This window comes from Litoreibacter ascidiaceicola (assembly GCF_900129235.1).
Classification (GTDB): Bacteria; Pseudomonadota; Alphaproteobacteria; order Rhodobacterales; family Rhodobacteraceae; genus Litoreibacter; species Litoreibacter ascidiaceicola.
Genome location: NZ_FQUV01000003.1, coordinates 490,501 through 516,103 on the forward strand (window position 1 = coordinate 490,501; position 25,603 = coordinate 516,103).

General features: G+C 58.8%; 30 protein-coding genes. 15 read left to right on the forward strand and 15 right to left on the reverse strand.

Annotation, left to right across the window (positions count from 1 at the left end):
- Positions 1-42: 42 nt before the first annotated feature.
- Entirely contained in the window at positions 43-1,149 is a 1,107-nt protein-coding gene (locus tag BUB72_RS08625; protein ID WP_073142821.1) for a class II histone deacetylase, read from the reverse strand.
- Positions 1,146-1,382: a hypothetical protein gene (locus BUB72_RS08630; protein WP_073142822.1), complete on the reverse strand. Its 237-nt coding sequence runs from the start codon at positions 1,380-1,382 to the stop codon at positions 1,146-1,148. The genes BUB72_RS08625 and BUB72_RS08630 overlap by 4 nt, the downstream gene beginning before the upstream one ends.
- Before the next feature lie 131 nt (positions 1,383-1,513).
- Here BUB72_RS08630 and BUB72_RS08635 point away from each other — a divergent pair, with 131 nt between their 5' ends.
- Genes BUB72_RS08635 through BUB72_RS08645 form a run of 3 tightly spaced genes read left to right on the forward strand, consistent with a single transcriptional unit; the run spans position 1,514 to position 2,930 of the window.
- Complete coding sequence (locus tag BUB72_RS08635) at positions 1,514-2,230, forward strand: M48 family metallopeptidase (RefSeq protein WP_073142823.1); 717 nt, start codon at positions 1,514-1,516, stop codon at positions 2,228-2,230.
- Between the two features lie 32 nt (positions 2,231-2,262).
- The gene (locus BUB72_RS08640) at positions 2,263-2,595 is read left to right on the forward strand and encodes a diacylglycerol kinase (protein WP_073142824.1); all 333 of its coding nucleotides are present in this window, start codon (positions 2,263-2,265) and stop codon (positions 2,593-2,595) included.
- A 53-nt stretch (positions 2,596-2,648) separates the two neighbouring features.
- The gene (locus BUB72_RS08645) at positions 2,649-2,930 is read left to right on the forward strand and encodes a DUF6455 family protein (RefSeq protein ID WP_073142825.1); all 282 of its coding nucleotides are present in this window, start codon (positions 2,649-2,651) and stop codon (positions 2,928-2,930) included.
- Positions 2,931-2,957: 27 nt separating this feature from the next.
- Here the strand turns inward: BUB72_RS08645 and BUB72_RS08650 are convergent, their stop codons facing one another.
- A complete protein-coding gene (locus BUB72_RS08650; protein WP_139250636.1) occupies positions 2,958-3,146 on the reverse strand; it encodes a hypothetical protein in 189 nt (62 codons plus the stop codon).
- A gap of 91 nt (positions 3,147-3,237) precedes the next feature.
- Here BUB72_RS08650 and BUB72_RS08655 point away from each other — a divergent pair, with 91 nt between their 5' ends.
- Positions 3,238-3,594, forward strand: coding sequence for a YigZ family protein (locus tag BUB72_RS08655; protein ID WP_073142827.1), 357 nt, complete (start codon positions 3,238-3,240; stop codon positions 3,592-3,594).
- A gap of 121 nt (positions 3,595-3,715) precedes the next feature.
- Here BUB72_RS08655 and BUB72_RS08660 read toward each other — a convergent pair whose 3' ends face one another.
- The 5 genes from BUB72_RS08660 to BUB72_RS08680 all read right to left on the reverse strand — a co-directional run bounded on the left by BUB72_RS08660 (position 3,716) and on the right by BUB72_RS08680 (position 8,125).
- A complete protein-coding gene (locus tag BUB72_RS08660) occupies positions 3,716-4,006 on the reverse strand; it encodes a hypothetical protein (protein WP_073142828.1) in 291 nt (96 codons plus the stop codon).
- A 124-nt stretch (positions 4,007-4,130) separates the two neighbouring features.
- Positions 4,131-4,370 (reverse strand): CDGSH iron-sulfur domain-containing protein, encoded by a 240-nt coding sequence (locus BUB72_RS08665; protein WP_073142829.1) that lies wholly within the window; start codon positions 4,368-4,370, stop codon positions 4,131-4,133.
- Positions 4,371-4,402: 32 nt separating this feature from the next.
- Positions 4,403-5,254 carry a GIY-YIG nuclease family protein gene (locus BUB72_RS08670; protein ID WP_073142830.1) on the reverse strand — a complete coding sequence of 284 codons (852 nt, stop codon included), beginning with the start codon at positions 5,252-5,254 and terminating at the stop codon, positions 4,403-4,405.
- 87 nt (positions 5,255-5,341) lie between these two features.
- Positions 5,342-6,724 (reverse strand): 30S ribosomal protein S12 methylthiotransferase RimO, encoded by a 1,383-nt coding sequence (rimO, locus tag BUB72_RS08675; RefSeq protein ID WP_073142831.1) that lies wholly within the window; start codon positions 6,722-6,724, stop codon positions 5,342-5,344.
- Between the two features lie 51 nt (positions 6,725-6,775).
- Entirely contained in the window at positions 6,776-8,125 is a 1,350-nt protein-coding gene (locus BUB72_RS08680; RefSeq protein ID WP_073142833.1) for a hypothetical protein, read from the reverse strand.
- A 176-nt stretch (positions 8,126-8,301) separates the two neighbouring features.
- Between BUB72_RS08680 and BUB72_RS08685 the strand changes: the two genes are divergently transcribed.
- Positions 8,302-10,299, forward strand: a complete 1,998-nt coding sequence (locus BUB72_RS08685; RefSeq protein WP_073142835.1) for an AsmA family protein — start codon at positions 8,302-8,304, stop codon at positions 10,297-10,299.
- A gap of 9 nt (positions 10,300-10,308) precedes the next feature.
- Here BUB72_RS08685 and BUB72_RS08690 read toward each other — a convergent pair whose 3' ends face one another.
- The 4 genes from BUB72_RS08690 to merF all read right to left on the reverse strand — a co-directional run bounded on the left by BUB72_RS08690 (position 10,309) and on the right by merF (position 12,444).
- Entirely contained in the window at positions 10,309-11,055 is a 747-nt protein-coding gene (locus BUB72_RS08690) for a hypothetical protein (protein ID WP_134014263.1), read from the reverse strand.
- 120 nt (positions 11,056-11,175) lie between these two features.
- Positions 11,176-11,742 (reverse strand): GcrA family cell cycle regulator, encoded by a 567-nt coding sequence (locus BUB72_RS08695; protein ID WP_073142837.1) that lies wholly within the window; start codon positions 11,740-11,742, stop codon positions 11,176-11,178.
- A 292-nt stretch (positions 11,743-12,034) separates the two neighbouring features.
- Positions 12,035-12,259 (reverse strand): GDCCVxC domain-containing (seleno)protein, encoded by a 225-nt coding sequence (locus BUB72_RS19080; RefSeq protein ID WP_073142838.1) that lies wholly within the window; start codon positions 12,257-12,259, stop codon positions 12,035-12,037.
- Complete coding sequence (gene merF / locus BUB72_RS08705; protein WP_073142839.1) at positions 12,235-12,444, reverse strand: mercury resistance system transport protein MerF; 210 nt, start codon at positions 12,442-12,444, stop codon at positions 12,235-12,237. The genes BUB72_RS19080 and merF overlap by 25 nt, the downstream gene beginning before the upstream one ends.
- A gap of 79 nt (positions 12,445-12,523) precedes the next feature.
- Here merF and BUB72_RS18800 point away from each other — a divergent pair, with 79 nt between their 5' ends.
- The 4 genes from BUB72_RS18800 (at position 12,524) to BUB72_RS08720 (ending at position 16,015) form a co-directional block, all read left to right on the forward strand.
- Positions 12,524-12,673 (forward strand): hypothetical protein, encoded by a 150-nt coding sequence (locus BUB72_RS18800; RefSeq protein ID WP_175549139.1) that lies wholly within the window; start codon positions 12,524-12,526, stop codon positions 12,671-12,673.
- Between the two features lie 168 nt (positions 12,674-12,841).
- Positions 12,842-14,020 (forward strand): aspartate aminotransferase family protein, encoded by a 1,179-nt coding sequence (locus BUB72_RS08710; RefSeq protein WP_073142840.1) that lies wholly within the window; start codon positions 12,842-12,844, stop codon positions 14,018-14,020.
- On the forward strand, positions 14,017-14,922 hold the full coding sequence (gene argF, locus BUB72_RS08715) for an ornithine carbamoyltransferase (protein WP_073142841.1): 906 nt from the start codon (positions 14,017-14,019) through the stop codon (positions 14,920-14,922). Before BUB72_RS08710 ends, argF begins: the two co-directional genes overlap by 4 nt.
- 364 nt (positions 14,923-15,286) lie before the next feature.
- Positions 15,287-16,015 carry an SDR family oxidoreductase gene (locus tag BUB72_RS08720; RefSeq protein WP_073142842.1) on the forward strand — a complete coding sequence of 243 codons (729 nt, stop codon included), beginning with the start codon at positions 15,287-15,289 and terminating at the stop codon, positions 16,013-16,015.
- 181 nt (positions 16,016-16,196) lie between these two features.
- Here the strand turns inward: BUB72_RS08720 and BUB72_RS08725 are convergent, their stop codons facing one another.
- Positions 16,197-16,685: a PaaI family thioesterase gene (locus BUB72_RS08725; RefSeq protein WP_073142843.1), complete on the reverse strand. Its 489-nt coding sequence runs from the start codon at positions 16,683-16,685 to the stop codon at positions 16,197-16,199.
- Between the two features lie 73 nt (positions 16,686-16,758).
- The gene (metF, locus tag BUB72_RS08730; RefSeq protein WP_073142844.1) at positions 16,759-17,622 is read right to left on the reverse strand and encodes a methylenetetrahydrofolate reductase [NAD(P)H]; all 864 of its coding nucleotides are present in this window, start codon (positions 17,620-17,622) and stop codon (positions 16,759-16,761) included.
- Positions 17,623-17,710: 88 nt separating this feature from the next.
- On the opposite strand from metF, the gene BUB72_RS08735 reads away from it, so the two are divergent.
- Entirely contained in the window at positions 17,711-18,628 is a 918-nt protein-coding gene (locus BUB72_RS08735; RefSeq protein ID WP_073142853.1) for a LysR family transcriptional regulator, read from the forward strand.
- Here the strand turns inward: BUB72_RS08735 and BUB72_RS08740 are convergent.
- Positions 18,625-19,536, reverse strand: a complete 912-nt coding sequence (locus tag BUB72_RS08740; RefSeq protein ID WP_073142854.1) for a DMT family transporter — start codon at positions 19,534-19,536, stop codon at positions 18,625-18,627. The two genes, BUB72_RS08735 and BUB72_RS08740, sit on opposite strands and share 4 nt — an antisense overlap.
- 100 nt (positions 19,537-19,636) lie before the next feature.
- On the opposite strand from BUB72_RS08740, the gene BUB72_RS08745 reads away from it, so the two are divergent.
- From BUB72_RS08745 to BUB72_RS08765, 5 genes are all read left to right on the forward strand, one after another.
- Positions 19,637-20,434: an inositol monophosphatase family protein gene (locus tag BUB72_RS08745; RefSeq protein ID WP_073142855.1), complete on the forward strand. Its 798-nt coding sequence runs from the start codon at positions 19,637-19,639 to the stop codon at positions 20,432-20,434.
- A gap of 621 nt (positions 20,435-21,055) precedes the next feature.
- Complete coding sequence (locus BUB72_RS08750) at positions 21,056-21,337, forward strand: DUF4212 domain-containing protein (RefSeq protein WP_073142858.1); 282 nt, start codon at positions 21,056-21,058, stop codon at positions 21,335-21,337.
- 4 nt (positions 21,338-21,341) lie between these two features.
- Positions 21,342-23,141 (forward strand): sodium:solute symporter family protein, encoded by a 1,800-nt coding sequence (locus BUB72_RS08755; RefSeq protein ID WP_073142861.1) that lies wholly within the window; start codon positions 21,342-21,344, stop codon positions 23,139-23,141.
- Positions 23,142-23,235: 94 nt separating this feature from the next.
- Positions 23,236-25,062, forward strand: coding sequence for a DUF294 nucleotidyltransferase-like domain-containing protein (locus BUB72_RS08760; protein ID WP_073142863.1), 1,827 nt, complete (start codon positions 23,236-23,238; stop codon positions 25,060-25,062).
- 19 nt (positions 25,063-25,081) lie between these two features.
- Positions 25,082-25,603 carry a hypothetical protein gene (locus BUB72_RS08765; RefSeq protein ID WP_073142865.1) on the forward strand — a complete coding sequence of 174 codons (522 nt, stop codon included), beginning with the start codon at positions 25,082-25,084 and terminating at the stop codon, positions 25,601-25,603.

Sequence of the window (25,603 nt, forward strand, 5' to 3'; positions counted from 1 at the left end):
CACAGAGAATTGGGAGGCGCAATCATATGAATTTGGGCGGGGTTACCGGAAAGCCGCCTCTAGATCGGTGATGAATTCGCTGTGCATCCTGCGAAGGCGCTCCGAGGGTTGGCGCAAGTCGAACGTCTCGCCCAAAGGATCGGTCGCCGTGATGGTGCTACCGGAAAGCTGCTGCAAGACGTGGTGGCCACAAAACGGGACATAGACTTCGGAGTAGCCGCCTTCATGGACCAGAACCAAACGGTCCTCGCACAGGTCGGACGCGGCTTCCATAACCATCTCGGTCATTGCGCGAAAGGTTTCTGCCGTTGCCATCATCCGTGACAAGGGGTCAATGGCCGCCGCGTCATAGCCGCAAGCAACAATGATGACGTCCGGCTGATACTCGGTCAGGGCAGGCAGAACGATGCGTTCCATTGCCTCCATGTAAAGCGCGTGGCCGCCACCGGGTGGCAGCGGGATGTTGATGTTGTAGCCCTCTCCAGCGCCCACCCCGCGATCTTCCGCGTCGCCAGTGTCCATAGGGTAGTTGCGTTCCTGATGCAGCGAGATGGTCAGCACTTCGTCGCGGTCATAGAAAATGGCTTCGGTTCCGTTGCCGTGATGAACGTCCCAATCAATGACCGCAACGCGGTCTGTCAGGCGATGTTCCAATGCGGCCTCGACGGCGATGGCGATGTTGGCGAGCAGGCAGAACCCGTTGGGGAAATCAGGCAGGCAGTGGTGCCCCGGTGGCCGCGATAGCGCATAAGCGTTGGTCATGTCGCCTTGCAGAACCGAGAACAACGCGCCTTTGGCAAGGCCAGCAGACAGTGTTGCAAGCTCGTACCCGCCTTGGGCGAACGGGGTGCGCAGCCCCATGGAGCCGCCTCCTGTGTCGGACTTCTCCTTGAACTTGTGCAAAAACGCTTCGGGGTGGACACGCACAAGATCGTCCCACGACACCTCTGCGGCGGAGTGGGGATGGAGGTCGTTGATCAACCTCGTGACATCAAGCAGGTTCTTCAACCGCCGCTTGGTTTCCGGATTTTCGGGCAGGCCGCCTGCGGCCAGTGGTTGCACCAAGCCGCCAATTGGAACGGTGAACGCGAAGTCGCCGCCTGCGTGCCAAAAGCACTTCTCGTCCCAGAAGAAACCTGTTTTGCTCATGGCTTTCCCTCTAAGCGGTAGCTACCCTCGGGCAAATCAAGTGCTGCGGCCAGATCGCGGATTTGTTGCAACGAGAAGGTGATTTTTTGAACCCGGTCGGTGTGGGGGTCCAGTTGCTCTACCGTGATACAGTCATCAAAGGCGTTGATCGACACGTCGCCTTGTAAATGCGTCTCTCCCTCGTCGATGAGAGTGATCAAGGTGGCGTCGAACTCGTGCTCGATGGTGAACATTTGGCCTCCGGCAGCGTTTGGTCTGGTGTCACCGTAGGGCTGGACGGCGCAAAATTGCAAATGATCATCTGCGGGCTTGGCGCGCGGGTGTTGCGAGGCTACATTCTAAAAAAACCAGAAGAGGCTCATCGATGCGTTTAGTGTTTTCTTTCATAGCTGCTGCGGCGCTGGGGGCGTGTACTGTCGAAACGGCGGAAACACCGGCCTCCAAACCGGCACCAGCCCCGACAACGACGACCAAGGCGGGCTCGCCGCCCAAAGTATCTTCGCGCACGGCGGTTGCGAATTTCAAAGCCGTTGTCCGTCAGGTCGAACCCGTGGCCGAACAGGAGTGCCGTGCGCGGGCCCCCGACTTAAACTGCGACTTCAAGATCGTGGTGGACGAGCGGACCAATCAACCCCCCAACGCGTTCCAAACGCTCGATAAATCCGGCCGCCCGATTTTGGGGTTCACCATCGCGCTGATTGCCGATGCGCGGAACCGTGACGAAGTGGCCTTTGTGATGGGCCATGAAGCGGCGCACCACATTTCCAAACACCTTGCCAAGCAACAGCAAACGGCGATGGGCGGGGCAATTATCGGTGGGATTATCGCCGCCTCGGTTGGCCTCGATGTGAATGCGGGCCAGCAACTGGGCGGCACCGTGGGCGCGCGGGCCTACTCGAAGAACAACGAGCTGGAGGCCGACGCCTTGGGCACGGTTATCGCCAAGCGGGCAGGGTATGACCCTGTGCGTGGCGCGGAGTTCTTTACCCGCATTCCTGATCCGGGCGACCGCTTCCTTGGGACGCACCCGCCCAACGCCAGCCGCATCGAGACGGTGCGCAAGGTGAATTCCCAGCTTTGAGCGACTTTGTCCCGCGCGAGTGGCGGCGGTTGATGAACCGCTGCCTTTGGTCGTGGGAGGGCGTCGTCGCGATCTGGCGGGGAGAGCCGAGTTTCCGGTTCTGGTTTGTCTTGAACATCTGCTCCGTAGGGCTGGCATTCTGGTTGCCGTTGAGTGCCGAGGGGCGGGCGCTGATTGTGGCGCTTGGTCTTGTTTTACTGGCTGCCGAGGCGTTGAACACGGGCGTCGAAGCGGCGGTGGACCGGTCCGGTATCGAGCATGACGCTTTGGGAAAATACGCCAAGGATGCGGCCAGCGCGGGAGTTGCGTTGAGCGCGATTGCGGCCGGAGTCGCTTGGGTGATTTTGATCGTTGGCCTGATATAACAGGTTTGACGCAGATCAACGTCTTGATCCGCACCCCGCGCTAAGTCGCTGCTATGACAGATACAATTCACCCCATGGGGGACACCCGCACGCATCTATGGCTGACCACCGGCATGGCCCGGGCGGTGGGCGTGGATATGCCCGCTGCAATGCATGAAGGATTGCTGAGCCAGTCAGACTATGCGGGGATGGTGACAAGCTGCCGGAAATGCGGGTTTGCGGCGGAGTGCAAGGCGTGGCTGGACAGGCAATGGGGCGATCCTGTTGCGGCTCCGGAGCAGTGCGAAAACCGGAACATGTGGAACTGGTTGGCAAGGTCCGGCGTGCAGCGATAGCCTCTAAAATCGTAATTTTCCAATCGCTTAACCGGGTGTCTGGTGTTCGGCTGGCGGTGCCGTGCAGGTCTTGAGATCTTGGTCGGCTGCACTGTCGGACAGGACGCAAATCTGCGGGGATTCATGGTCTATCGCGATGCGGTTGGTTAGCGAATACACGGCTGTGGCGGCGGTGAGGGTTATGGCGAGGCTGAGGGCTAAGGCTTTGAGAGACATGGTTTTTTGCTGTCCTTGATGCTGTCGAATACTCTTTGAACGCAGCAGCATCGGGGTTCCGTCGCAAAACCTTTGCGCCTAGGGTGCTGACATGATCCAGCTTGAAAATATTCTGACAGATCGGGGCTCCAAATACGCCGTGTCGGGTGGTTCTGTGACCACGCGAGAGGACGCGGCAGCGTTTGTTAAGATGCTGAAACGGAACAAGAAATATTCCAAGGCCACGCATAACACATGGGCTGTGATCCTGCCTGACGGCACGCCTGTGAAGAACGACGACGGCGAGGCGGGGGCGGGAATTGTGATCCTGCGGATGCTGGAGCGCGAGGAGATTTTGGGCGAGGTTGTGGTGGTCACGCGCTGGTTTGGCGGGGTCAAATTGGGCGGGGACCGGTTCCGGCGGGTGCAGGATTGCGTGCGGATGTATCTGGACGCGCGGGGTGGTTAACTCACCGCGCGGAGGGTCGGCAAAGCGTCTGCGAAGTGTCGGCTTTTTGTCGGGCAGGGTTTCGGATTGTTCGGGGGCATTAAGGTTTGCGGGTGTGGCGGGGTGAACCCCGCCCTACCGTCTATGAGCGCCAGTCGGCGACGATGTCATAGCTGTGGACCGTTGGTTGCTCCACCAAAAACTCCGAGAACGCGCCCCAGAGGGCTTTGATCTTCTCGGCGGTCTCGGGCGCTGTCTCGGCGTTCTCCGTGGTGGAGATCACATAGCCGGTGCCGTCTTCGTCATTGGAGACATTCAGAAAGCTTTGCTGGCCTTCCAGCGCCATGATCTTGTCCTTGAGGGCATTCATGACCTTGGTCGCTGCGGCCTGCGAGCCGGGCTTCATTTTGTACGGGGTAATACGTGCATACATGGTGTCTTCCTTTGTCATGCGAATGAACATTAGAGACGTATGCCCCGCGAGCATGAAGGCGCGGGACACAAGAATATAGCACAAAATAGCGGGTTTGTGGCGTGAGTTCAGCCGAGCGTCTGTTCTAGAGCTTGTTGTGGGTGCCGTCGCAGGTGACGGGAGCGGCGGAATGCTTGCAGCCGCAGAAGAAGATTTTCTTGGATTCCGTGGCCTCGAACTTCACGGGGGTGAATTCGGAGCCTTTGTGCGAGCCATCGCAAAACGGCTGCTTGGCGGACTGGCCGCAGGCGCACCAGAAATAGGATTTTCCTGCTTCGACCTCGACGGGGAAGGGGGCTTTTTGCGCGATGTTTGGGGTTGGCATGTGGGCTGGCTCCTTTTTTGGGGATCGGGGTCTTAGGCCGGAGCGCGAAAGCGCTTTCTTTCTTCCATGTGCCTAAACACTTCTGAAACAGCGTCGTAGTTATGGTGGCGTGCATGCAAGCTGCGTGTTCCTTTTTCTTTCATGCGAAGGAGAGCATCATACCAGTAGGCTAAAATCGCGCGCCGAAATGTGGTGCTGTCCAATAGGTTGGAGGCATCTATGAATGTAGCCTCAATATTGATTAGAACAGCATCCCCCCAGTTCGACGCGTATGGAGAGGTCCGCACAATTGCTCCCATCGCCTTTAGCTGACGCATGAAGGCTTTGTCGCGACGAATGAGCTTGTCTACGACAAGCACATGCTGATGAACCCCATTTTCAAGCGGAATGGAAAAGGCGACCTCGTGCCTATCAATGTTTAGTGTGAAGAAGCGTAAACCATTGGTTGATGGGAAAAGGGAGAAAGTCCAGCTTTCTTGAATGTCGCGAAAGTTTTCCAAACCTGAATTTTGGAACAGCAACATTAAGTATTCTAGGAAGTCCGGCTCAACGCGTAGGTTGTGAATGGGCACGGCTTCAGAAAGGTCAGAATCGGGAATGCTGTCGAGTGCCGCACGGGCTTCGTCCCGACTAAGATGAAAAAGCTCTCGTGTATTCGGAATATCATTAGACTTTTTAGCTGCGAGGCGACGGTGCAGGGCAGCTTCGACTTTTGAGGTGTCACGCACGCGTCTGACATCAAGTTCCTTCCACGGTCCAAAGGGGCCATAGTTTACACTGTGGTTGATCTCGCGAATGCGTTGCGCGGGCGACGTGGTGGTAAGGCCGATTTTATGAAGTGGAGCTGCTTCGGAATAGAGCGCGTATATCCAACCAGCTTTCATATGACCTCATATTGCGTTTTCGTTTCTCAAGCGCTGGCCCCGGGGCTCCGCCCGTCGAATGACCGAAACGATCCCCCAGATCGTTTCCTAGGAGGTCATTCGACCCCACAAATCATACTCACCAGCCTCATCGACCAGCACGTCGACCATATCGCCAGCTTTCAGGCCCTCGAACCCTTCGTCGATGAACAGGTTCCCGTCGATCTCGGGCGCGTCCGCCGTGGTGCGGCAGGTGGCTCCGTCGTCCTCCACCTCGTCCACGATCACCTGTAGCGTCGTGCCGACTTTGGCGGCCAGTTTGGCCTCGGATATCGCTTGGGCTTTCTCCATGAAGCGGTCCCAGCGGTCTTGTTTGACCTCGGGCGCGACGTGATCGGGCAGGGCGTTGGAGCGGGCGCCGTCGACGTTTTCGTATTGGAAGCAGCCGACGCGGTCCAACTGCGCCTCGTCCAGCCAGTCGAGGAGGTGCTGGAACTCGGCCTCCGTCTCGCCGGGGTAGCCGACGATGAAGGTGGAGCGCAGCGTGATGTCGGGGCAGTCGGTGCGCCATGCGCGGATCTCGTCGAGCGTGCGGGACGCGGCGGCCGGGCGGGCCATGCGTTTGAGCGTGTCGGGGTGGGCGTGCTGGAACGGGATGTCGAGATAGGGGAGGATCGCGTTCGCGGGATCGGCCATCAGCGGGATCAGCTCGCGCACATGGGGGTAGGGGTAGACGTAGTGCAGCCGGACCCACAGGTCCTTTTGCGCGCCTAGCTGGCCCAACTCGCGGGCCAGATCGAGGATCGGGGCTTTGGAGGGGCGGTCCTTCCAGTCGGTGCCGTAGGCGGAGGTGTCCTGGGAGATGACGAGGAGTTCCCTGACGCCGGCCTCGACCAGCTTTTCGGCCTCGCGGATCACCGCCTTTTGCGGGCGGGAGGCGAGGCGGCCGCGCATGTCGGGGATGATGCAGAACTTGCACTTGTGGTTACAGCCCTCGGAGATCTTGAGGTAGCTGTAGTGGCGCGGCGTGAGGGTGACGCCGGTGGCGGGCAGCAGGTCGATGAAGGGATCGGGGGAGGGCGGCACGGCCATGTGCACGGCGTCGAGCACCTGCTCGTACTGGTGCGGGCCGGTGACGGCGAGGATGGCGGGGTGGTGCTCGCGGATGTAGTCGGGCTCCGCCCCGAGGCAGCCGGTGACGATGACCTTGCCGTTTTCCTTGAGGGCCTCGCCGATGGCGTCGAGGGATTCCGCCTTGGCGCTGTCGAGGAAGCCGCAGGTGTTGACGATCACCGCCTCCGCGCCCGCGTAGTCGGGGGAGATGGCGTAGCCTTCGGCGCGGAGCCTTGTGAGGATGCGCTCGCTATCCACCAGCGCCTTGGGGCAGCCGAGGGAGACCATGCCGATTTTCGGCTGGTCGTCGCGGGGGGCCTCGGCGAGCTTGAGTTTGGGGGCAAGGTCGGGGCGGAGGTTTGGGGGGTTCTGGGCCATGACGGGGCGTATACGACGGACTGGTGGTGGGGGGAAGTGGGAGGACGCGGTTTAGATTGCGTCCTTTTCGGCGTCCTCCGATATGCTGGCGACGGAGACGTCTTCGCTGTCGTCGCGGTCTGCTTTGATTTTGGGGGCGCTCTTTCGCCATGCGACGAGGTTTTGGCCGATCTCGCGGTAGAAGCGGGGAACGATGTCTTCGAGATCAACTATGAAGTTGGTTTGTTGCGTGAAGCGGGCACCGAGCCGCTTGGAAAGGAAGATGTTAAAGGAGATAACTTGCAGCCCTGATTTACCTTCTTCGATCAGCTCCGGCGCGGTAAGAAGATCAGCGTAGGAAAACTGTGTGGCTTCACTTCGACCCGGCCAATTGCAGCGAACTGTGAGGCCTTCTAAAGCGTCATTGGGAATTTGACGTAAGAGCCAATTCAGGCGTGCCTTCGAGGATTTTTTATCCTCGGGCGCTTTTAGCAACATGCCAACGTCTATTGTTCGACGAGAGATATCTGCAATGATTTCTAATGGTGCTGCCGCATCGGGAATGTCCAGTGTGCTTTGAAGTTGGTTGTCTTCACGCAACAATGCCAACTCGTCTTTTTGTCGCTGCACGGGGTCTGCGATGTGCTTTCGCGGTAGGCGTTCATGCACATATGTTTCGGTCATTCGTGTCAGTATCAAAGAGAGGTCTTTGGTTTCCTGATGCCATGCTTCTATCACGCTTGTCGCTTCGTCGGACTTGGCTAGTATTTTTCCGCCTGTGGAAACCAGTTTGTTGATGTCAGACCATTCTGGCGGCATCCGCTCAAACCCCTTAACTCCCGCGCTATCGTCGCTTAGGAAACGGCGTAACTCGTTGAGTAACAACGCTTGATCAGTGTCTTCGATTTCTTCATTGGCAAGTAGTAAGCCTACATTCGTCAGGATGAACATCCATGACCAATGAAAGACAGGGATCTTTGATCTGCTTTTGCGCACGTCTGCGATCGGATGGTTTTTTATTGCTGAAGTGAACTCGTTGGAAATAGTTATAACTGCGTCGCAGCCCTGTTCTTTCGCTATTGCGCGGTATTTCTCAATTTGTTCAGCTCCGAGTGTCGCGTTACCAACTTTGGCTTCAACTAGGGCACGCCATTCCCGCGAGCCGTTTTTGACAACGATTAAACCATCGGGCCGATCATTGGGTTTGATTTTCTCGGCTTGGAAAACAATCTCTGTGTAACATTCGATTTGTGAGCGCTTGCCAATTTTCACTCCAACCGAAGTCAGCATCTCGTTGCCGAATTCTTGAACGCGCGAAAGGCAGGAAAGGACAATTGAGGTTGTTCGGCCTTCTTTGGACGTTGTCGCTAGGACAGGAAAAAGGCGGGCGATTTCTCCCTGCTTCAAATAATCTGGGCGCATCCAAATATCCTTAAGTAATTTTGATCAGATTGAACCAGCGTCGTTAGCAAAGCAACCGTTTGGGAGGATCGAATTTGACACTGTAAGACGCAGTCTAAGATCACCTGCGCTAAATCGTTGTAGCCCGCCCCGTGACGGCCTACCTTGTGGAAAAACCCATAAGAGGAGCAGGCCCTATGCGTTGGATTATCCGGATTGCGATTACGTTGATCACCCTTGTGGTGCTCGCCGTGGCGGGGTTGTTTTTGATACCCACGGCCAAGATCGCGCGGTTTGCGGAAGGGCAGTTCGAGAAGAACACGGGCCGCGCGCTCAGTATTGCGGGGGATGTGTCGCCGCAGATATTTCCGCGCTTGGGCGTGAAGCTGGAGGACGTGGCGATCTCCAACGCGGAGTGGTCGGGCAAGGGGCCGATGCTGGAAGCCGCGTCGATGGAGATGGGCGTGGGGTTCTCGGCCCTTTTGGGCGGCGACATTGTGGTGGAAGCGTTCGACATCCAGTCGCCGGTGATCCGGCTGGAGAAATCCAAAGACGGCAAAGCCAACTGGGATTTCGTGACCGAGTTGGGCGGCGGCGAGGACGGTGGCGGCTCGGCGGATGTGTCACTGCCTTTGGCGCAGATCACCAATGGCTCGGTCGAGTATGTCGACGCGCAGGCGGGGCAGTCCTATGTGCTGACGGCACTGGACGCGACGGTGAAGCTGCTGGATTTGAAAGGCGCGGGGCGGGTCGAGATGTCGGGCCTGTATAAGGGCCAGTCGGTCAAGCTTGCGGCCACGATCAACGGCGTGCAGCAACTGCTGGATGGCGGCGTGCAAGGCGTGGATATGACGGCAAGCGCGGGCGGCAACAGCGTGAGTTTTGAGGGCAGCGCGGGGCTGGACCCTGTGCAGGCCAAAGGGGCCATGACCGGATCAGTGGTCGACCAGACCGCGTTGTTTGCGCTGATGGATCAGGCGGCACCGCGGATACCGGAAGGGCTGGGGCAGAAGGTCAAGGTGTCGGGAGAGCTGACGCTGACCGCGGATAATCAGGTATTTTTGCGCGGGGCGACGATTGATCTGGACCAGAACCGCTTGACGGGTGCGCTGGATGTGACGCTGAAAGACACGCCTCATGTGACGGCGCGTTTGCAAGGTGACAGTCTGGATTTCTCGGCCATGAGCACGGATACGTCCGAGGGTGACGGCGCCGCCAACGCGGGCGCGGGCGGCTGGTCGGATGCGCGGATTGACGTGTCGGGGCTGTCGGGCGTGAACGGGGAGTTTTCGCTGAAGGCGAATGCGATTGATCTGGGCTCCATCCAGTTGGCGCGCACGGATCTAAGCGGCTCGCTGGACCGCGCACGACTGGTGCTGGATCTGGCCAATGTCGGCGTTTTTGACGGCGGCGTGTCGGGGCAGTTTGTGGTGAACGGGCGCGGCGGGCTGTCGGTGGGCGGTGATCTGAAAGCGTCCAGCGTGGCCATGCAGCGCTTGCTGAACGATTTTGCGGGGTTTGACCGCCTAGTGGGTGACGCGTCGATGTCGCTGCAATTTCTTGGCGTCGGCAGCACCATGAACGAGATTATGAACGGGCTGAAAGGCTCTGGCCGTCTGGATGTGGGCAGCGGGGAATTGCTGGGGCTGGATATTGCGGGGATGATCAAGAACCTTGATGCGTCCTACCAAGGGGAAGGCTCGAAGACGGTGTTTGACGACATCACCGCCAGCTTCACGATCGAGGGCGGGGTGCTGAGCAACTCGGACCTGAATTTTGCCGCTGAACTGCTGACCGCGACGGGCAACGGGGTCGTTGATCTTGGCGGGCAGACGATCAAATACCGGCTGGCTCCTGTGGCCTTGGCGGGACGGCTGAAAGACGGCATCCGCGTTCCTGTGATCATTGAAGGACCGTGGAGCAATATCCGGTTCCGGCCTGACCTGAAGGCGTTACTCGACACCGAACTTGAGGCGGAAAAAGAGAAGCTGAAAGCGCAGGCCAAAGCGAAAGAGGACGAGCTGCGGGCCAAGGCGAAAGCCAGAGAGGCCGAGTTGAAGGAGAAGGCCGCAGCGAAGCTGGAGGACGAGCTGGGTGTGGTCCGTAAGGACGGGCAGAGCGTGGAGGATGCGTTGAAGGAAGGCCTTGAGAACAAGGCCAAAGACGCGCTTCGGGGCTTGCTGGGCGGGAACTAGCGCGGCAGGTTAGCGCTTGGCGTTGGTGGTCGAGGTGGCGAAGACCTTGTATTCCCCAAGCACCATATAGCCCCTTGGCGGCACCCACGCTTTGGGTGGTCCGTATTTTGCAGCCCCGATAAACGCCGTCTCGCGCGGGCCCATGGAGGCGGGTTTGGTCTTGCTGAGACCGGCCCAAGGTTGCGGGCCGACAAAGGCCGGTGTGGCGTCGGATTTGACGGTCGGAGTGAACAGCTCGTCAATGGATTTGGCGCCGTCCTTGATATAGGCGTCGTAGAAGAATGTTTGCCGGATACCCGTGTCGGGATTGGGGGTCGGCATCATCGAGACGCGCCCGACGATCAGCACGCCGCCATGTTTTTTGATGCCGTCGACAATGTCGCGGGACATGTCCTGGATGGCCTCCCAGAAACGGTTGTCCAGCGAGGCGAGATACATGCGTGAGGTGGCGATCAAGGCGACCTCGGCCAGACCTGACTTCGCACCTTGGCCAATCCCTGCGCGACGCTGAACGGCGGGGCGTGTCGCGGCGCTACTGGGTCTGGAGAACGGGCTTTTCATGTTGGCGATATTTTTGTTGGCGCGTTTGCCACGCGGCATCGTCTCGAACTTCTTGTCGGAACTTTTGCCGGTCGGGCCGTTGGGGCAGGTGTCCTGCTCACTGAAAAACTTGATGTCTTCGCCCGGAACATAGGCCGATGACGTGGGGTTTTGCAGCATCGAATAGTGAATGCCGCCTTCTACTTTCCATTTCAAAGAAACGCGCTCGTTGCCCATGGTGCACCTGAAAATTCATTAAACAATATAGCACGAAAAAAGCGCCATAGCATTTAGGCTATGACGCTTGATCTTTTTTGGCAAGGTTGCCCGTGAAGATTACCGGCGGCGGTCGCGACGTGCGGACATTGGCTGGAACGCCACACCGACATGGGCCTCGCAGTAGGGTTTGCCTTGTTGCGCGGGCAGGCCGCAGAACCAGAAATCCTCGGTCGCGGGGTCGCCTACGGGCCATTTGCAGGTCCGCTCGGTCAGCTCCATCACGGAGAGGCGTTTGGCCTTCTTTTCGACCTCGCGCACGGAGGCCAGTGCCTCGGGGCTGATTTCGTTGGCGGATGGCTGTGGTGGCAGGGGCTGGCCCGCGGTCACGACCAGTTTCGGGCGGCCCAGGGGGCGGTTGACCGGCGCGGCGGGTTTCGCCTCGGCTTCGGCTGCGGCCTTGGGTTTCTCGGCCGGTTTGGGCTTGGCTGCTGGCTTTGCCTTGGGTGTGGCGGCAGCTTTGGCCGGGCTTGCCCCGCCAGAGCGGTTCGACAGGCCCAGACGGTGCACCTTGCCGATCACCGCGTTGCGGGTCACGCCGCCCAATTCCTTGGCGATTTGCGAGGCGGATTTTCCTTCGCCCCACATCTTTTTCAACACTTCGACGCGATCATCGGTCCATGACATGCGGTGTAGCCTCTTCAAACGACAAACCGCCCCGAGATGCTGCGAGGGCGGCTTATTCTTTTCCAGTTGCCCCTAATTTAGAGGCCAATGCGTCGGGATACAAGTTTGGATCAGTCCGTGTCTTGCGGGGGCGGTGCGAAAGGGGCGCGATGCGGGCTGGAGGGATGTTGAGGGAGTCAGATAGTTGGGCCTTCAGGCTGACAAATGAACCAACAAAGGTCTTCGAGTTTCGTGCGGGAAATGACGGTTTGAGCCCGAAGTAACCTAGTTGATGCCTAACGTCGCATGTCCGCTAAGCGCAACAAGACTTACCTTCTTGGATCGGTGGACATGGCACCGTCGCGTAAGAACAATAGACGCAACAGTCACCTTCCAGCGGCTTCAAAACTGTCTGACACGACTTGCATTCGTAGAACCATTGGCATGCATCTGTCGGCATGGTTTCAGTTTCAACATGCCCGCACAACGGACAGGTAAGCGTCGATTGCAAATTTACTTGTGCTGCTTCTGTCGCCATATCGCGTATCCCGTTAGTAGGAGAAATCCGGCCAAAACCGGTAATAAAACAGTGTCGTTATAGACCACGCCAAGCAACCCTGTCAGGCCAAACGCTGTCAGAACAATCGGTAAAAATGGTGTGAAGCAGCAAAGTGCAGCAAGCAAAGTCCCGCCCAATCCCAACGCAAGTAGCTTATTTTTCATCACACTTCTTCCCTAGGTTTTCAGAGAATAGCGTCACACATGATGGCGGACATTGCGATAAGGAACGACAACTCGCACGATGATGTGTAAAGCGGCCTTTAAGTCAGGGAATGGCGACCGTACCTTTGTCCGCATAGCTGAACTCTACATGCTGTGTGTCGAGAATCCGGCGGAGTGGTATTTGGCGGGGCATGAGAAAAATCTGGACAGCGTGCGCGGCGGGGCTTAGGTGCGGTTCCATGATCAAGACCGCATATATCATTTTGCTGCGACGCCGACGCTAATCCAGCGTCTGATCATCTGTGCGCATGGCGCACCTCTCTACCCTCATTCAAATTGACTTGCTCCGGAACTTCCTGAATATCTGGATTTCCTCTGCGTAAAGGATACCCACGCGATGATACCTGCCGTACTGCCGACCTATTCACGGGCGAAAATGAGCTTTGAGACTGGCGAAGGAAGCTGGCTGATAGATCGTGACGGCACCCGATATCTGGACATGGCCGGCGGCATCGCGGTGACGGGCTTGGGCCACGCGCATCCGACCTTGGTAAAGGTGGTGCAAGATCAGGCGGCGAAGCTGTGGCATACGTCGAACCTGTATCACATCCCGCATCAAGAAGAACTGGCCGAGAAGCTGCGTGAAGCCACGTTTGCGGATACCATGTTCTTCACCAATTCCGGTGCGGAGGCGATGGAATGCGCGATCAAGATGGCGCGGAAATACTGGTATGACAAAGGCCAGCCGGAGCGGGTGAATATCATCACCTTTACGGGCTCCTTCCACGGGCGGACCTTGGCGACGATCTCGGCGGCGGGATCGGAGAAGCTGACCAAGGGGTTCGGGCCGTTGTTGCCGGGGTTTGTGAACCTGACCGCGGGTGACCACGATGCGTTGCAAGAGGCGTTGGACGACACGATTGCCGCGGTGATCGTGGAGCCGGTGCAGGGCGAGGGCGGGATTATTCCGCTGCCCGATGCCTGCCTGAAAGGCCTGCGCGATATGTGTGACAGCACGGGCGTGTTGCTGATTTTCGATGAAATTCAATGTGGTATGGGCCGGACGGGCAAGCTGTTCGCGCATGAATGGGCGGGCATCACGCCGGATATCATGGCGGTGGCCAAGGGTATCGGCAACGGCTTCCCGCTGGGCGCGTGCCTGGCCACTGAAGATGCTGCGAGCGGGATGACGGCTGGTACCCATGGCTCGACCTATGGGGGAAACCCGTTGGCCTGCGCGGTCGGGTCTGCGGTGATGGATATTGTCGCGGATCATGATTTTCTGGCCGAAGTGTCGCGCAAATCCGGCCTGCTGCGGCAAAGCCTTGAGGGGCTGGTGGCGTCTCACCCGACGATTTTCGAGCTGGTGCGTGGGGCTGGTTTGATGATCGGGGTGAAGTGCGTGGTGCCGAATACGGATGTGGTGGCAGCGGGTTATGAGCAGCACCTGCTGACTGTTCCGGGTGGCGACAACGTGATCCGGCTGTTGCCTGCGATGACCATTTCCGACGATGAAACCAAAGAGGCCGTGGCGCGTCTTGATCGGGCGGCGACAGCCCTGGAGGGCGCGGCGTGAAGCATTTTCTGGATATCCACAAAACCGACCCTGCCGACCTGCGGCAGATTATCGACACGGCGTTGACGGTGAAGAAATCCCGCGCCGGCCGTCCCAAAGGGGCGTTGGATGATGACCTGCCGCTAAAGGACCACATGGTCGCGTTGATCTTCGAGAAGCCCTCGACACGGACGCGGGTGTCGTTTGATGTGGGCGTGCGGCAGATGGGGGGGCAAACGATGGTTCTGTCCGGCTCCGACATGCAATTGGGCCATGGCGAGACGATTGCCGATACCGCCCGCGTGTTGTCGCGCTATGTCGACCTGATCATGATGCGGACCTTCGAGGAAGACACGCTGCTGGAGATGGCCGAATACGCGACTGTGCCTGTGATCAACGGGCTGACGGACCGCACGCATCCCTGCCAGATCATGGCTGATATCCTGACATTTGAGGAGCTTAACGGGCCAATCAAAGGCAAGAAGGTCGTGTGGGCCGGTGACGGGAACAACGTCTTTGCCAGCTTCGCGCATGCGGCCAAGCAGTTCGAGTTCGATCTGGTGTTCTCTGGCCCGCCGCCGCTGGATCCGGAGGCGTCTTTGGACGGCTTGTATTCCATTGAACGCAACCCGCAGACGGCCGTGGAAGGCGCGGATCTGGTGGTCACAGACACATGGGTGTCCATGCACGATCCTCAATCGGCGCGGGAGCGTCGGCATAACCAATTGCGCGGATATCAGGTCAACAAGAAGTTGATGGACCACGCCAAACCGGACGCCTTGTTCATGCATTGCCTGCCTGCGCACCGCGATGACGAGGCGACGTCTGAAGTGATGGACGGGCCAAACTCGGTGATCTTTGACGAGGCCGAGAACCGCTTGCATGCGCAGAAGGCCGTTATGCGGTGGTGTCTGGAGGGGTAAGTTGTCCGCAGGCACCCGCGACTTGGCGAGTGCCTGCTAGACAGTTTCAGAGCCATAATAGGCAAGCCGCTTACGGCCCTGTCTGCCTCCCTGCTGTGCAGTGGAGTACGTCTCATAGGTAGGGGATCGGGCTGCAAAAGAGTAGGCGCATGGGTGAACATGCTTTGCGCGTATCAGCCTCAAGGAATGGTTACCAATGCTCATAACCGCGTGATGAAAGCCACCTTCATGCCCAGGGCGGGAGAGCATTCTTGACCGACGGGCATGTGTGTCGAGAGTCCGGTTTGAGCTTCGTAAGACCGGTTCACAAAAGGTCTCTGCCTTATTACGATAGTCGTGCATTCAGATTTTATGGACGTCACAAATGGCAGAGAATCTCACCGATAAAGTCGCGGCTGTAACGGGTGCCGCATCGGGTATCGGTTTAGCCAGCACAGAAGCACTCCTGGCGGCCGGCGCGCGGGTCGTGATGATTGACCGCGATGTTAAAGCGTTGAACGTGGCAAAGGAAAGGCTGGGCGGCAACATCATACCGCTTGAAGTGGACCTGCTTGATCCAGAAATGTGCGCTTCGATGGTAGATCGTATTATAGACGTTGCGGGCAGCATCGACATTTTTCACGCGAACGCAGGAACTTACGTGGGCGGTGATCTTGTCGACGCTGACACAAAAGCCATCGATATGATGCTGAACCTGAATGTTAACGTCGTGATGAAGAACGTGCATGATGTGCTGCCACACATGATTGCACGCGGCACAGGCGACATCATTGTGACCAGCTCTCTCGCCGCCCATTTCCCGACGCCTTGGGAACCGGTTTACGCCTCATCGAAATGGGCGATAAACTGCTTTGTCCAGACTGTGCGCAGACAGGTTTTCAAGCACGGTATCCGAGTAGGTTCGATCTCGCCGGGTCCGGTTGTCAGCGCACTGCTGGACGACTGGCCAGCTGAAAAGTTGGAGAAGGCGCGACAGGATGGAAGTCTGCTCGAACCAGCAGACGTCGCGGAGGTTGTGCTTTTCATGCTTACGCGACCACGCGGCATGACAATCCGTGACGTTGTGATGATGCCAACGAATTTTGATCTGTAGCCGTGTCAAACGATCCTTGCGGACTGTTTTAACACCATTCCACTTTCCATAATCCACACAGTCCGCGCCGTTTGTTGCACGGTTCATCAAACCGGACATTGATACCTTTGCAGCGAAGGTCAGAAAAGGCCGCAAAGCTGACAATTGCTTCTGCGCGGACAATCATGCGCTTAAACCCGATCTACTTTGGCGTCATGATGATGCAGGTCGTGGAGCCCGTGGCGTAGAGCTTGCCGTCGTCCACGCCGATGATTTTACCCGTTGCGACGCCTGTGGAGCGGCCCGCGTGCTCGACCGTGCCGACGCAATCTACCGTCATGCCCGACGGGATCGGGCGGATGATATTTACCTTATATTCCAAAGTCGTATATACCGATCCCTTCGCAACACGGGTCATCACCGCGCAGGCCATGGCGCTGTCCAGAAGGGTGCCGTACCAGCCGCCGTGAATGGTGCCGGTGGGGTTCATTTGGTCAAATCCGGGTGCGCCGCGAAAGATTACCTCGTCGGGTTTCACGCTATGGAGTTGGTAGTTCAGCCCGTTTGCGATGGGGGCCAGCGGCAGCTCGCCGCCAAGGATTTTCTGCATGAACTCGAGCCCCGACATCGACAGGGTCGTCTCGCGGGTTGGCAACTGATCCGGATTATCTGGCAGAAATTGTTCGGGCATAGGGTCGGGCCTGTCTCCTAGGGGATGTCGGGGAGACGGTAGGAGACAGGCCCGACAGGTGCAACCGGCAGCGTTACGCCACTTGCGCCAAAGCCACTTTCTGGGTCACGCCGAGGGCTGCGCAGATGTCGCGGGTCAGCTCTGGGCGGTTCAGGGTGTAGAAGTGCAGGTGGTCCACGCCGCCGTCCACGAGGTCGGAGCACAGCTCGGTCACCACGGATTGCGCCAGCAGGTCGTGGCGGTCGTCGCGGATTGCGGTGGTGAAGGCCTCCTCCAGCCATGCGGGCACTACGGTGCCGCAGCGTTTGGCGAAGTTGCTGGCGCGGGTCCAGTCCTCGATCGGGAAGATGCCCGGCAGGATCGGCTTGTCGATACCGGCCTTCACACAGGCGTCACGGAAACGGAAGAAGGTGTCCGCCTCGAAGAAGAACTGGGTGATCGCCGCATCCGCGCCCGCATCGAACTTGCGCTTCAGGTAGGCGATGTTGGCCTCCATGGAGCCCGCCTCGGGGTGGCTGTCAGGGTAGGCGCCGACGCGGATCGTGGCTTCGGTCTCGGTTTTCAGCGCCTCGATCAACTCGATGGAAGAGGCAAAGCCATCTTTGGTGGCCGTGAAGTCCTGACCCTTGGGCGCATCGCCGCGCAGGGCGACAATGTCGGTCACGCCCGACTTGATATAATCGCGGGCGATGGCAAGGGTTTCCTCGCGGGTGGCGTCCACGCAGGTCAGGTGCGCCGCGACGCGCAGGTCGGTGGCTTTGTGCAGGGCGGTGACGGCTTCATGGGTCAGTTCGCGTGTCGTCCCACCTGCACCATAGGTGACGGAGACGAAGGTCGGGTCCAAGGGGGCAAGCATCTGGATGGTGTCCCAAAGGCGGAAGCTGGCTTCGACGGATTTGGGCGGGAAGAATTCGAACGAGACGTTGGGGCGGGTCATAGCGGGTATCCTATTGGGGTTGATGCCTTGTGCCATGCCGTGCCATGTGAGACAAATTCATAACTTTCACCATCATTATGAGGATCGTATGCATATCGAGTTTCGCCACCTCCGGACCGTGCGTGCCATTCACGAGGCGGGCGGTCTGGCCAAGGCCGCTGACCGGCTGAATATAACCCAAAGCGCGCTGAGCCATCAGATCAAGGGGCTTGAGGATCAGGCGGGGGTGGAGCTGTTCATCCGCCGCGCCAAGCCGATGAAATTGACCTCGGCGGGGATGAAGCTGCTGCGGTTGGCGGAGCGGATTTTGCCAGAGGTCGAGGCGATGCAGGCGGATTTCGAAGGGCTGCGCGTCGGCAAGACGGGGCGTTTGCATATCGCGATTGAGTGCCATGCCTGTTTTGAATGGTTGTTTCCGGTGTTGGAGGGCTTCCGCAAGAACTGGCCGGATGTGGATGTCGATATCCGCCCCGGACTGTCCTTTGACGGGCTGCCGGCATTGATGCGGGAAGAGGTGGACTTGGTGGTGTCGTCGGACCCCGAAGACCTGCCGGGCGTGGATTTTACACCGCTGTTTGACTACGAGCCGGTGTTTGTTGCGTCGTCACAGAACCCGTTGGCGCAAAAGGACTATATCGAGGCAGAGGACTTCCGCGACCAGTTGCTGATCACCTATCCTGTAGACCGCACGCGGCTCGATGTGTTCACCGAGTTGCTGGCCCCTGCGGGGGTGGAGCCGAAAGCCATGCGACAGGTGGAACTGACGGCGGTGATCTTGCTGCTGGTCGCGTCCAACCGTGGCGTGGCGGTGCTGCCGGACTGGGTGGTGCGCGAGGTGCGCTATAATTCGGACTACGTCACGCGGCCATTGACCAAGGGCGGGCGCACCAAGCGGCTTTATGCGGCGACGCGCAGCGAGGACACGTCGAAGCCGTTTATGGCGAATGTGATCCGGTTGGCGCGTACCGAGCCGTTGAAACTGCAACGCGCACCGGAGAAGGTTTAGGCGGCGGGGGGCACAAGCTTGGCCATGTTCCGCTCCCGCATCAGGATGTAAAGGCCCGCGGCCATGGTGATGCAAATACCGAGCATCGCCAAACTGTTGGGCCAGTCGCCGAAGACCGCGAAGCCGACCATCGTGGCGATGGGGATTTCCAGATACTGGATCGGGGCGACGGTGGCGGAGGGCGCGAAGCGTAGACTCCACGTCATAACCAGATGCGCGAAGGTGCCAAGCAGGCCGATGGCGACGAGCATGGACCAGACGTCGGTGCCTTGGGGCGTGACAAATTGGAACTGCTCGATCACCTCGGTGCCGGGGATGAGATAGAGCGCAGCCAGGATGAAGGACGCGACTACCCCGCTGACGGCCTGAAGGCTGATCGGGTCCGCGTGTTTTGCAACCTGCCGCGTCACCAGCATGAACAGGGCAAAGACCACGGCGACCACCAAGGGCAAAAGGGCAGGGGCGCCGACGGCGGCGAAGCTGGGCTGGATCACGAATAACGTGCCGATGAAACCGACGACGCAGGCGAGTAGGCGGCGCATGCCGACTTCCTCGTCCAGCACGTATTTTCCGAGCAACAGCATGATGAACGGCATGACGAAGGCGATCGCGACTGCGTCAGCCAAGGGCAGGAAGCGCAGGGACGAAAACATCGCGCCGATGCCGATGATATGCAGCACCGAGCGCAGCACGGTGAGCCGCAACACCCGTCCCGACATCAGCAACGTGCGGCCTGTGAGCAGCGCGAGCGGGACCAGCACCGCCGTTTGCACGCCGAAGCGGGTCAGCAGCAGCTGGCCCAGCGGGATCGTCTCGCCTAACAGCTTCGCCAGCGCGTCGCCCATGGGCGCGAGGATGCAAAAGCCGATCATGAGCATGATGCCGAGAAGGGGACGGTCAGCGGACATGACGCGACGCTCGTTCAAAAGCGCGGTATCCGCAAGGGCTTTCCCTATGCGGTGGATGGGTCTATACGCGCCTCCAAACCTCTCCACAGGATGATGACCTATGCAAGGCAGCGCAAACCTTAACGTAATGATCAAAGCCGCACGCGTGGCTGGCCGGTCGCTGGTAAAAGACTTTCGCGAAGTCGAGAACCTTCAGGTCTCGATGAAGGGTGCGGGGGATTTTGTGTCCCGTGCCGATACCGCCGCCGAGGCCATCATCAAGGAACAACTGATGGATGCGCGCCCGACCTATGGCTGGGTTGGTGAGGAAAGCGACCCGATCGAGGGTACGGATCCGACGCGGCGCTGGATCGTAGACCCGCTGGATGGCACCACCAACTTCCTGCATGGTATGCCACATTTTGCGGTGTCGATTGCTTTGGAGCATAAGGGCGAGATCGTTTCCGCCGTGGTGTATGACCCCGCCAAGGACGAGATGTTCGTGGCAGAAAAGGGCGAGGGCGCGTTTATGAACGAGCAGCGCCTGCGGGTGTCAGGTCGCCACAAGATGATCGAAAGCGTGTTCGCGACAGGCTTGCCATTTGGCGGCAGCAAACATTTGCCAGCTGCCCTGCAAGACCTTGCGCGGTTGCTGCCGCAATGTGCGGGCGTGCGCCGTTGGGGGGCCGCTGCGCTTGATTTGGCCTATGTGGCCGCTGGGCGGTATGACGGCTATTGGGAGCGGGGCCTGAACATCTGGGATATCGCGGGTGGTGTCTTGCTGGTCAAAGAAGCAGGCGGCTTTATCGAGCCGATCCGCGAGGATCAAAGCCTGCTGGAGGGCGGCCAGATGATCGCCGCGAATCCCGATATTTTTCCAGCCTTTGCGAAGACGATCCGCGAGCGCGATCAAGGGTAGTCTCAGTCAGGTAGCGGCTGCTTGAAACCCTGAGGTCAGGGCTGTGCAACTGCTGGATGAGGGCTTTGCTGCACTGCTGAGCGGGAGCGAACGGTCGCCTCGATTCGAGCATTTTCAGCTTTGCTCCCTCTGATGAGGCTGCTGAGGACGCGTGGTTTGGCGCGGGTCTTCGGAGGGTTGCGCCAAACGGCCAAACTGTTTGGGCGCTAACATCAATATCCGGCTGGACCGACTAACAGGCATCGCTTTGAGTTTGTTCGAATTTGGCGGCTTGCCGCAGGTCATCTTTACAACCTGAAAAGTTATCTGAAAATTAATTTACAAAAAAATATAGTTACACCAGTAAGATAGTCCAAATTTTACACGTAATGACGTAGCGTTATGGGGATTACCCCGAGGAAAATTGACGTCGCGATCAACCTTCCTCTTCCGACACTGGTTTGAGGAGGCCGTGATGGAACCCGTGAAAATGTCTGATTACTGCAGGGCTCTTCTTTTGCCGCACGGTACTGCGTGTGATCAGGGCCGGATTGCCGAGTACCGCGCGACGTAGAAGACACCACGCCGGGACCGCGGGTCAGGCGTTTCGAATTTGAACATCAACTAAGGAGGAGCGCCACCATGGCGGATCAATCAACACATACAAAGGTTGCGGCGGACGGGGCTGGCTATTGGACAGCCAACATCCGTATCATCGTCATCAGCCTTATCATCTGGGCGCTGGTGTCCTTCGGCTTCGGCATCCTGCTGCGCCCGATGATCTCGGGCATTTCCGTTGGCGGCACTGATCTGGGCTTCTGGTTTGCCCAACAGGGTTCGATCCTCGTCTTTCTTGCGCTGATCTTTTTCTACGCGTGGCGGATGAACAAACTCGACCGTGAATACGGCGTAGAGGAGGACTGATCTGATGGACCAGTTTACAATTAACCTGCTGTTTGTGGGCGCGTCATTCGCGCTTTATATCGGCATCGCGATCTGGGCCCGCGCGGGTTCCACATCTGAATTCTACGCCGCTGGTCGGGGTGTTCACCCTGTCACCAACGGTATGGCAACCGCGGCGGACTGGATGTCGGCGGCGTCCTTTATCGGTATGGCCGGTCTTATCGCGTTCACCGGCTATGACAACTCGACCTTCCTGATGGGTTGGACGGGTGGCTACGTTCTGCTGGCGCTTCTGCTTGCCCCTTATCTGCGCAAGTTTGGCAAATTCACCGTGTCCGAGTTTATCGGTGACCGTTTCTATTCGCCGACCGCGCGCATCGTGGCTGTGATCTGTCTGATCGTGGCATCGACCACATATGTGATCGGGCAGATGACAGGCGTGGGCGTGGCTTTTGGCCGGTTCTTAGAGATCTCCAACACCTCCGGTCTGTTGATCGGTGCTTGTGTGGTGTTCGCATATGCGGTGTTCGGCGGCATGAAGGGCGTGACATACACCCAAGTGGCGCAATATGTCGTGCTGATCATGGCCTACACAATTCCAGCTGTGTTCATCTCGCTGCAACTGACGGGCAATCCTATCCCGGCGCTTGGCCTGTTTGGTGAAACCGCGGCTGCGGGCGGTGAAGGGTCTGTTTACCTGCTGCAAAAGCTTGACCAAGTCGTCACCGAGCTTGGCTTTGCCAGCTATACAGAGGCGCATAAAGACAACCTGAACATGGTTCTCTTCACGCTGTCGCTCATGATTGGTACAGCCGGTTTGCCACACGTCATCATGCGCTTCTTCACAGTTCCAAAAGTGTCTGACGCACGTTGGTCCGCTGGCTGGGCGTTGGTTTTCATCGCGCTGCTCTATCTGACAGCTCCGGCTGTGGGTGCCATGGCGCGTCTGAACATCACCAACCTGATGTGGCCAAACGGCACAAGCAATGAGGCCGTTTCGGTCGAGGCCATCCAAAACGATAGCGAATACAACTGGATGCTGACGTGGCAGAAAACCGGTCTTCTTGATTGGGAAGACAAAAACGGCGACGGCAAGATCCAGTACTACAACGACCAATCCGACGCGATGGCTGCTAAAGCTGCGGAAAATGGCTGGGAAGGCAACGAGCTGACCAAGTTTAACCGCGACATCCTTGTGTTGGCGAACCCTGAAATCGCAAGCCTCCCAAGTTGGGTTATTGGTCTTGTGGCGGCAGGTGGTCTGGCGGCTGCGTTGTCGACAGCGGCGGGTCTGCTTCTGGCGATCTCGTCTGCGGTGAGCCACGACCTTATGAAAGGTCAGCTGACGCCGAACATGTCCGAGAAGTCGGAGCTGTTGTCGGCGCGGATTGCCATGGCGGTTGCCATTGGTGTGGCGACGATCCTCGGGCTCAATCCTCCGGGATTTGCGGCGCAAACCGTGGCCCTGGCCTTCGGTCTGGCTGCGGCGTCGATCTTCCCGGCCTTGATGATGGGCATTTTCTCCAAGCGCGTAAACAACGTGGGCGCTGTGTCGGGGATGCTGGCGGGCCTTGGCTTCACGCTGGTCTACATCTTCCTGCACAAGGGCTGGCTGTTCATTGCGGGCACCAACTCCTTCCCCGACACTGTTGACGGCTCGCTCTTGGGTATTCAGTCGACAGCGATCGGTGCTGTGGGTGCGATGATCAACTTTGCGGTGGCCTACATCGTCTCGATGTCGACTGCGGACACCCCGCAAGAGATCAAGGACCTTGTCGAAAGCGTGCGTGTACCAGCTGGTGCAGGCGGTGCGGTCGACCACTAAAACAATCGGGGCCAGCGGCATTTAGCCCGCTGGCCCCTTTTCACGATCTATGCACATTGAGAGCGACAAGAACGCTCTGACAGCGGGACATCTTATGACTGACACCGCCCTCTTTTTCCTCTCCACCCTCCACCCGTATGATGCGCTGCCGAAGGCGACGCTTGGCGCGATCGCAAAGCGGGTCAAACTGGTTGACGTGGCCAAAGGGGCGACCGTCTACGATGTCGGTGATACGCTGGATGGCCTGTATATTGTTGTCAGTGGCAGCGTTTGCGTGCGCGATGACGCGGGCCACGAGATTTCACTTTTGCAAAGCGAGAACTCCTTTGGGGAGCGTGGGCTGCTGCGCAACGGGGTGGCAGTGACCTCCGCCCGTGCGGAGGAAGACAGCCAGCTGATTTGCATCCCGCCGGTCGTTTTTCACCAGCTGCGCGCCGAGCATGACCCTTACCGCCGGTTCTTTGACCGGACCCGCGCGGATACGACCAACGACGCCGCACTTGCGTTTGACCTGACCAGCGTGCGGGTCGAGACGTTGATGGTACCCGATCCGATGACCTGCGCACCGTCGATGACCATTCAGGACGCCGCCAAACTGATGCGGGACCACCGGATTTCGTGCCTGTGCGTGACCGAGGATGATACGCTTGTCGGCATCCTCACGCTGCGTGACCTGTCGGGCAAGGCATTGGCAGAGGGCTTGGACTACGGCACACCCGTGGCCGAGGTTATGACCAACGCGCCCCGTACTTTGCCGCCGTCGGCCATCGGGTCGGACGTGCTGCACATGATGATGGAACACCGGCTGGGCCATTTGCCGATTGTCTCCGGCCAGAAGTTGGTGGGCATCGTGACGCAAACCGACCTGACCCGCTTTCAGGCGTCGAACACCGCGGGCTTTGTTGCCGAAGCCGCCGAGGCGCAGACCGCTGAGGGCTTGGCGGAGGTGACCAAACGCATTCCCAACCTGCTGGTGCAATTGGTTGCGGCAGGCAACCGGCATGATGTGGTGACCCGCATGATCACCGATATAGCCGATGTTGTAACGCGCCGTTTGCTGGCGCTGGCCGAAGCAAAATTCGGGCCGCCCCCCGCGCGCTACGTCTGGCTGGCCTGCGGCAGCCAAGGGCGGCAAGAACAAACCGGCGTGTCCGATCAGGACAATTGCCTGATCCTTGAGGACGATTTGAGCGAGGCGGCACTGGCTTATTTCGAGCCCTTCGCGCAATACGTGAGCGATGGTCTGAATGCCTGCGGCTACGTCTATTGCCCCGGCGACATGATGGCGACGAACCCGCGCTGGCGGCAGCCTTTGTCGGTCTGGCGTGACTATTTCCAACACTGGATCAAAAGCCCCAGCAAAGAGGCGCAGATGCTGGCCTCGGTCATGTTTGACCTGCGGCCCATTGGCGGTGACGCGAGCCTGTTCGAAGGGCTGCAAACCCAAACGCTTGAGGCGGCTGCGGCCAATTCGATTTTTACCGCCCATATGGCGAGCAACGCGCTGACGCACGCAACGCCCTTGGGGTTGTTGAAAGGGCTGGCGACGATCCGGTCCGGCGAGCACCGCAACACCATCGACATGAAGCTGAACGGCGTTGTTCCTGTGGTTGATCTGGGCCGGATGTACGCGCTGCAAGGTAAGCTGGACGTGGTCAACACCCGCGCCCGGCTGGAGGGGGCTATTGCGGCGAAGGCTGTCTCGCAAAGTGGCGGGCAGGATTTGCTGGATGCCTATGATCTGGTGGCGCAAAGCCGTCTGGAACATCAGGCGGCACAAATCAAACACGGCAAGGCACCGGACAACTTCCTGCCACCGGCGGAGTTGTCGGCGTTCGAGCGCAGCCATTTGCGTGATGCGTTTGTGGTCATCAAAACGATGCAATCCGCTCTGATGCAGGGGCGCGGCGTGCTAGGGTAACGAAACAAGGGAGGGGCATATGTTCTTTGAACTCATCGGCACGATCGTGGCGGGCGCAGCTGCGGCCCTTCTTGTGTGGGCGATAAACCGGACACTGAAAGGGCGCTTGCCCAATTGGCTGGTGCCCGTTGCTGCGGGTGCTGCGATGCTTTTGGCGACAATATCGAGCGAATACGGATGGTTCGCGCGGACATCGGCGAATATGCCGCAAGGCATGGTCGTCGCTCAGACCATAGAAGAAACTACGTTCTACCGCCCGTGGACCTACATCAAACCCTTCGTGGCGCGTTTTGTTGCGGTCGATCAGGTGTCGGTACGCACCCATCCGGCGCAACCTGATCAACGGATCGTTGATTTGGTGTTCTATGGCCGCTGGACGCGGACGGCCAAGGTGCCGATGCTGTTCGATTGTGCCAATGGCAAACGCGCCGATGTGTTGGACGGTATCGAGTTCGGGGCGGATGGCGATGTTTTGAACGCCCAATGGCGGTCGGTCGAGCAGGATGATCCCGTTTTGAAAGCCGCGTGCGAGGTCTCATGA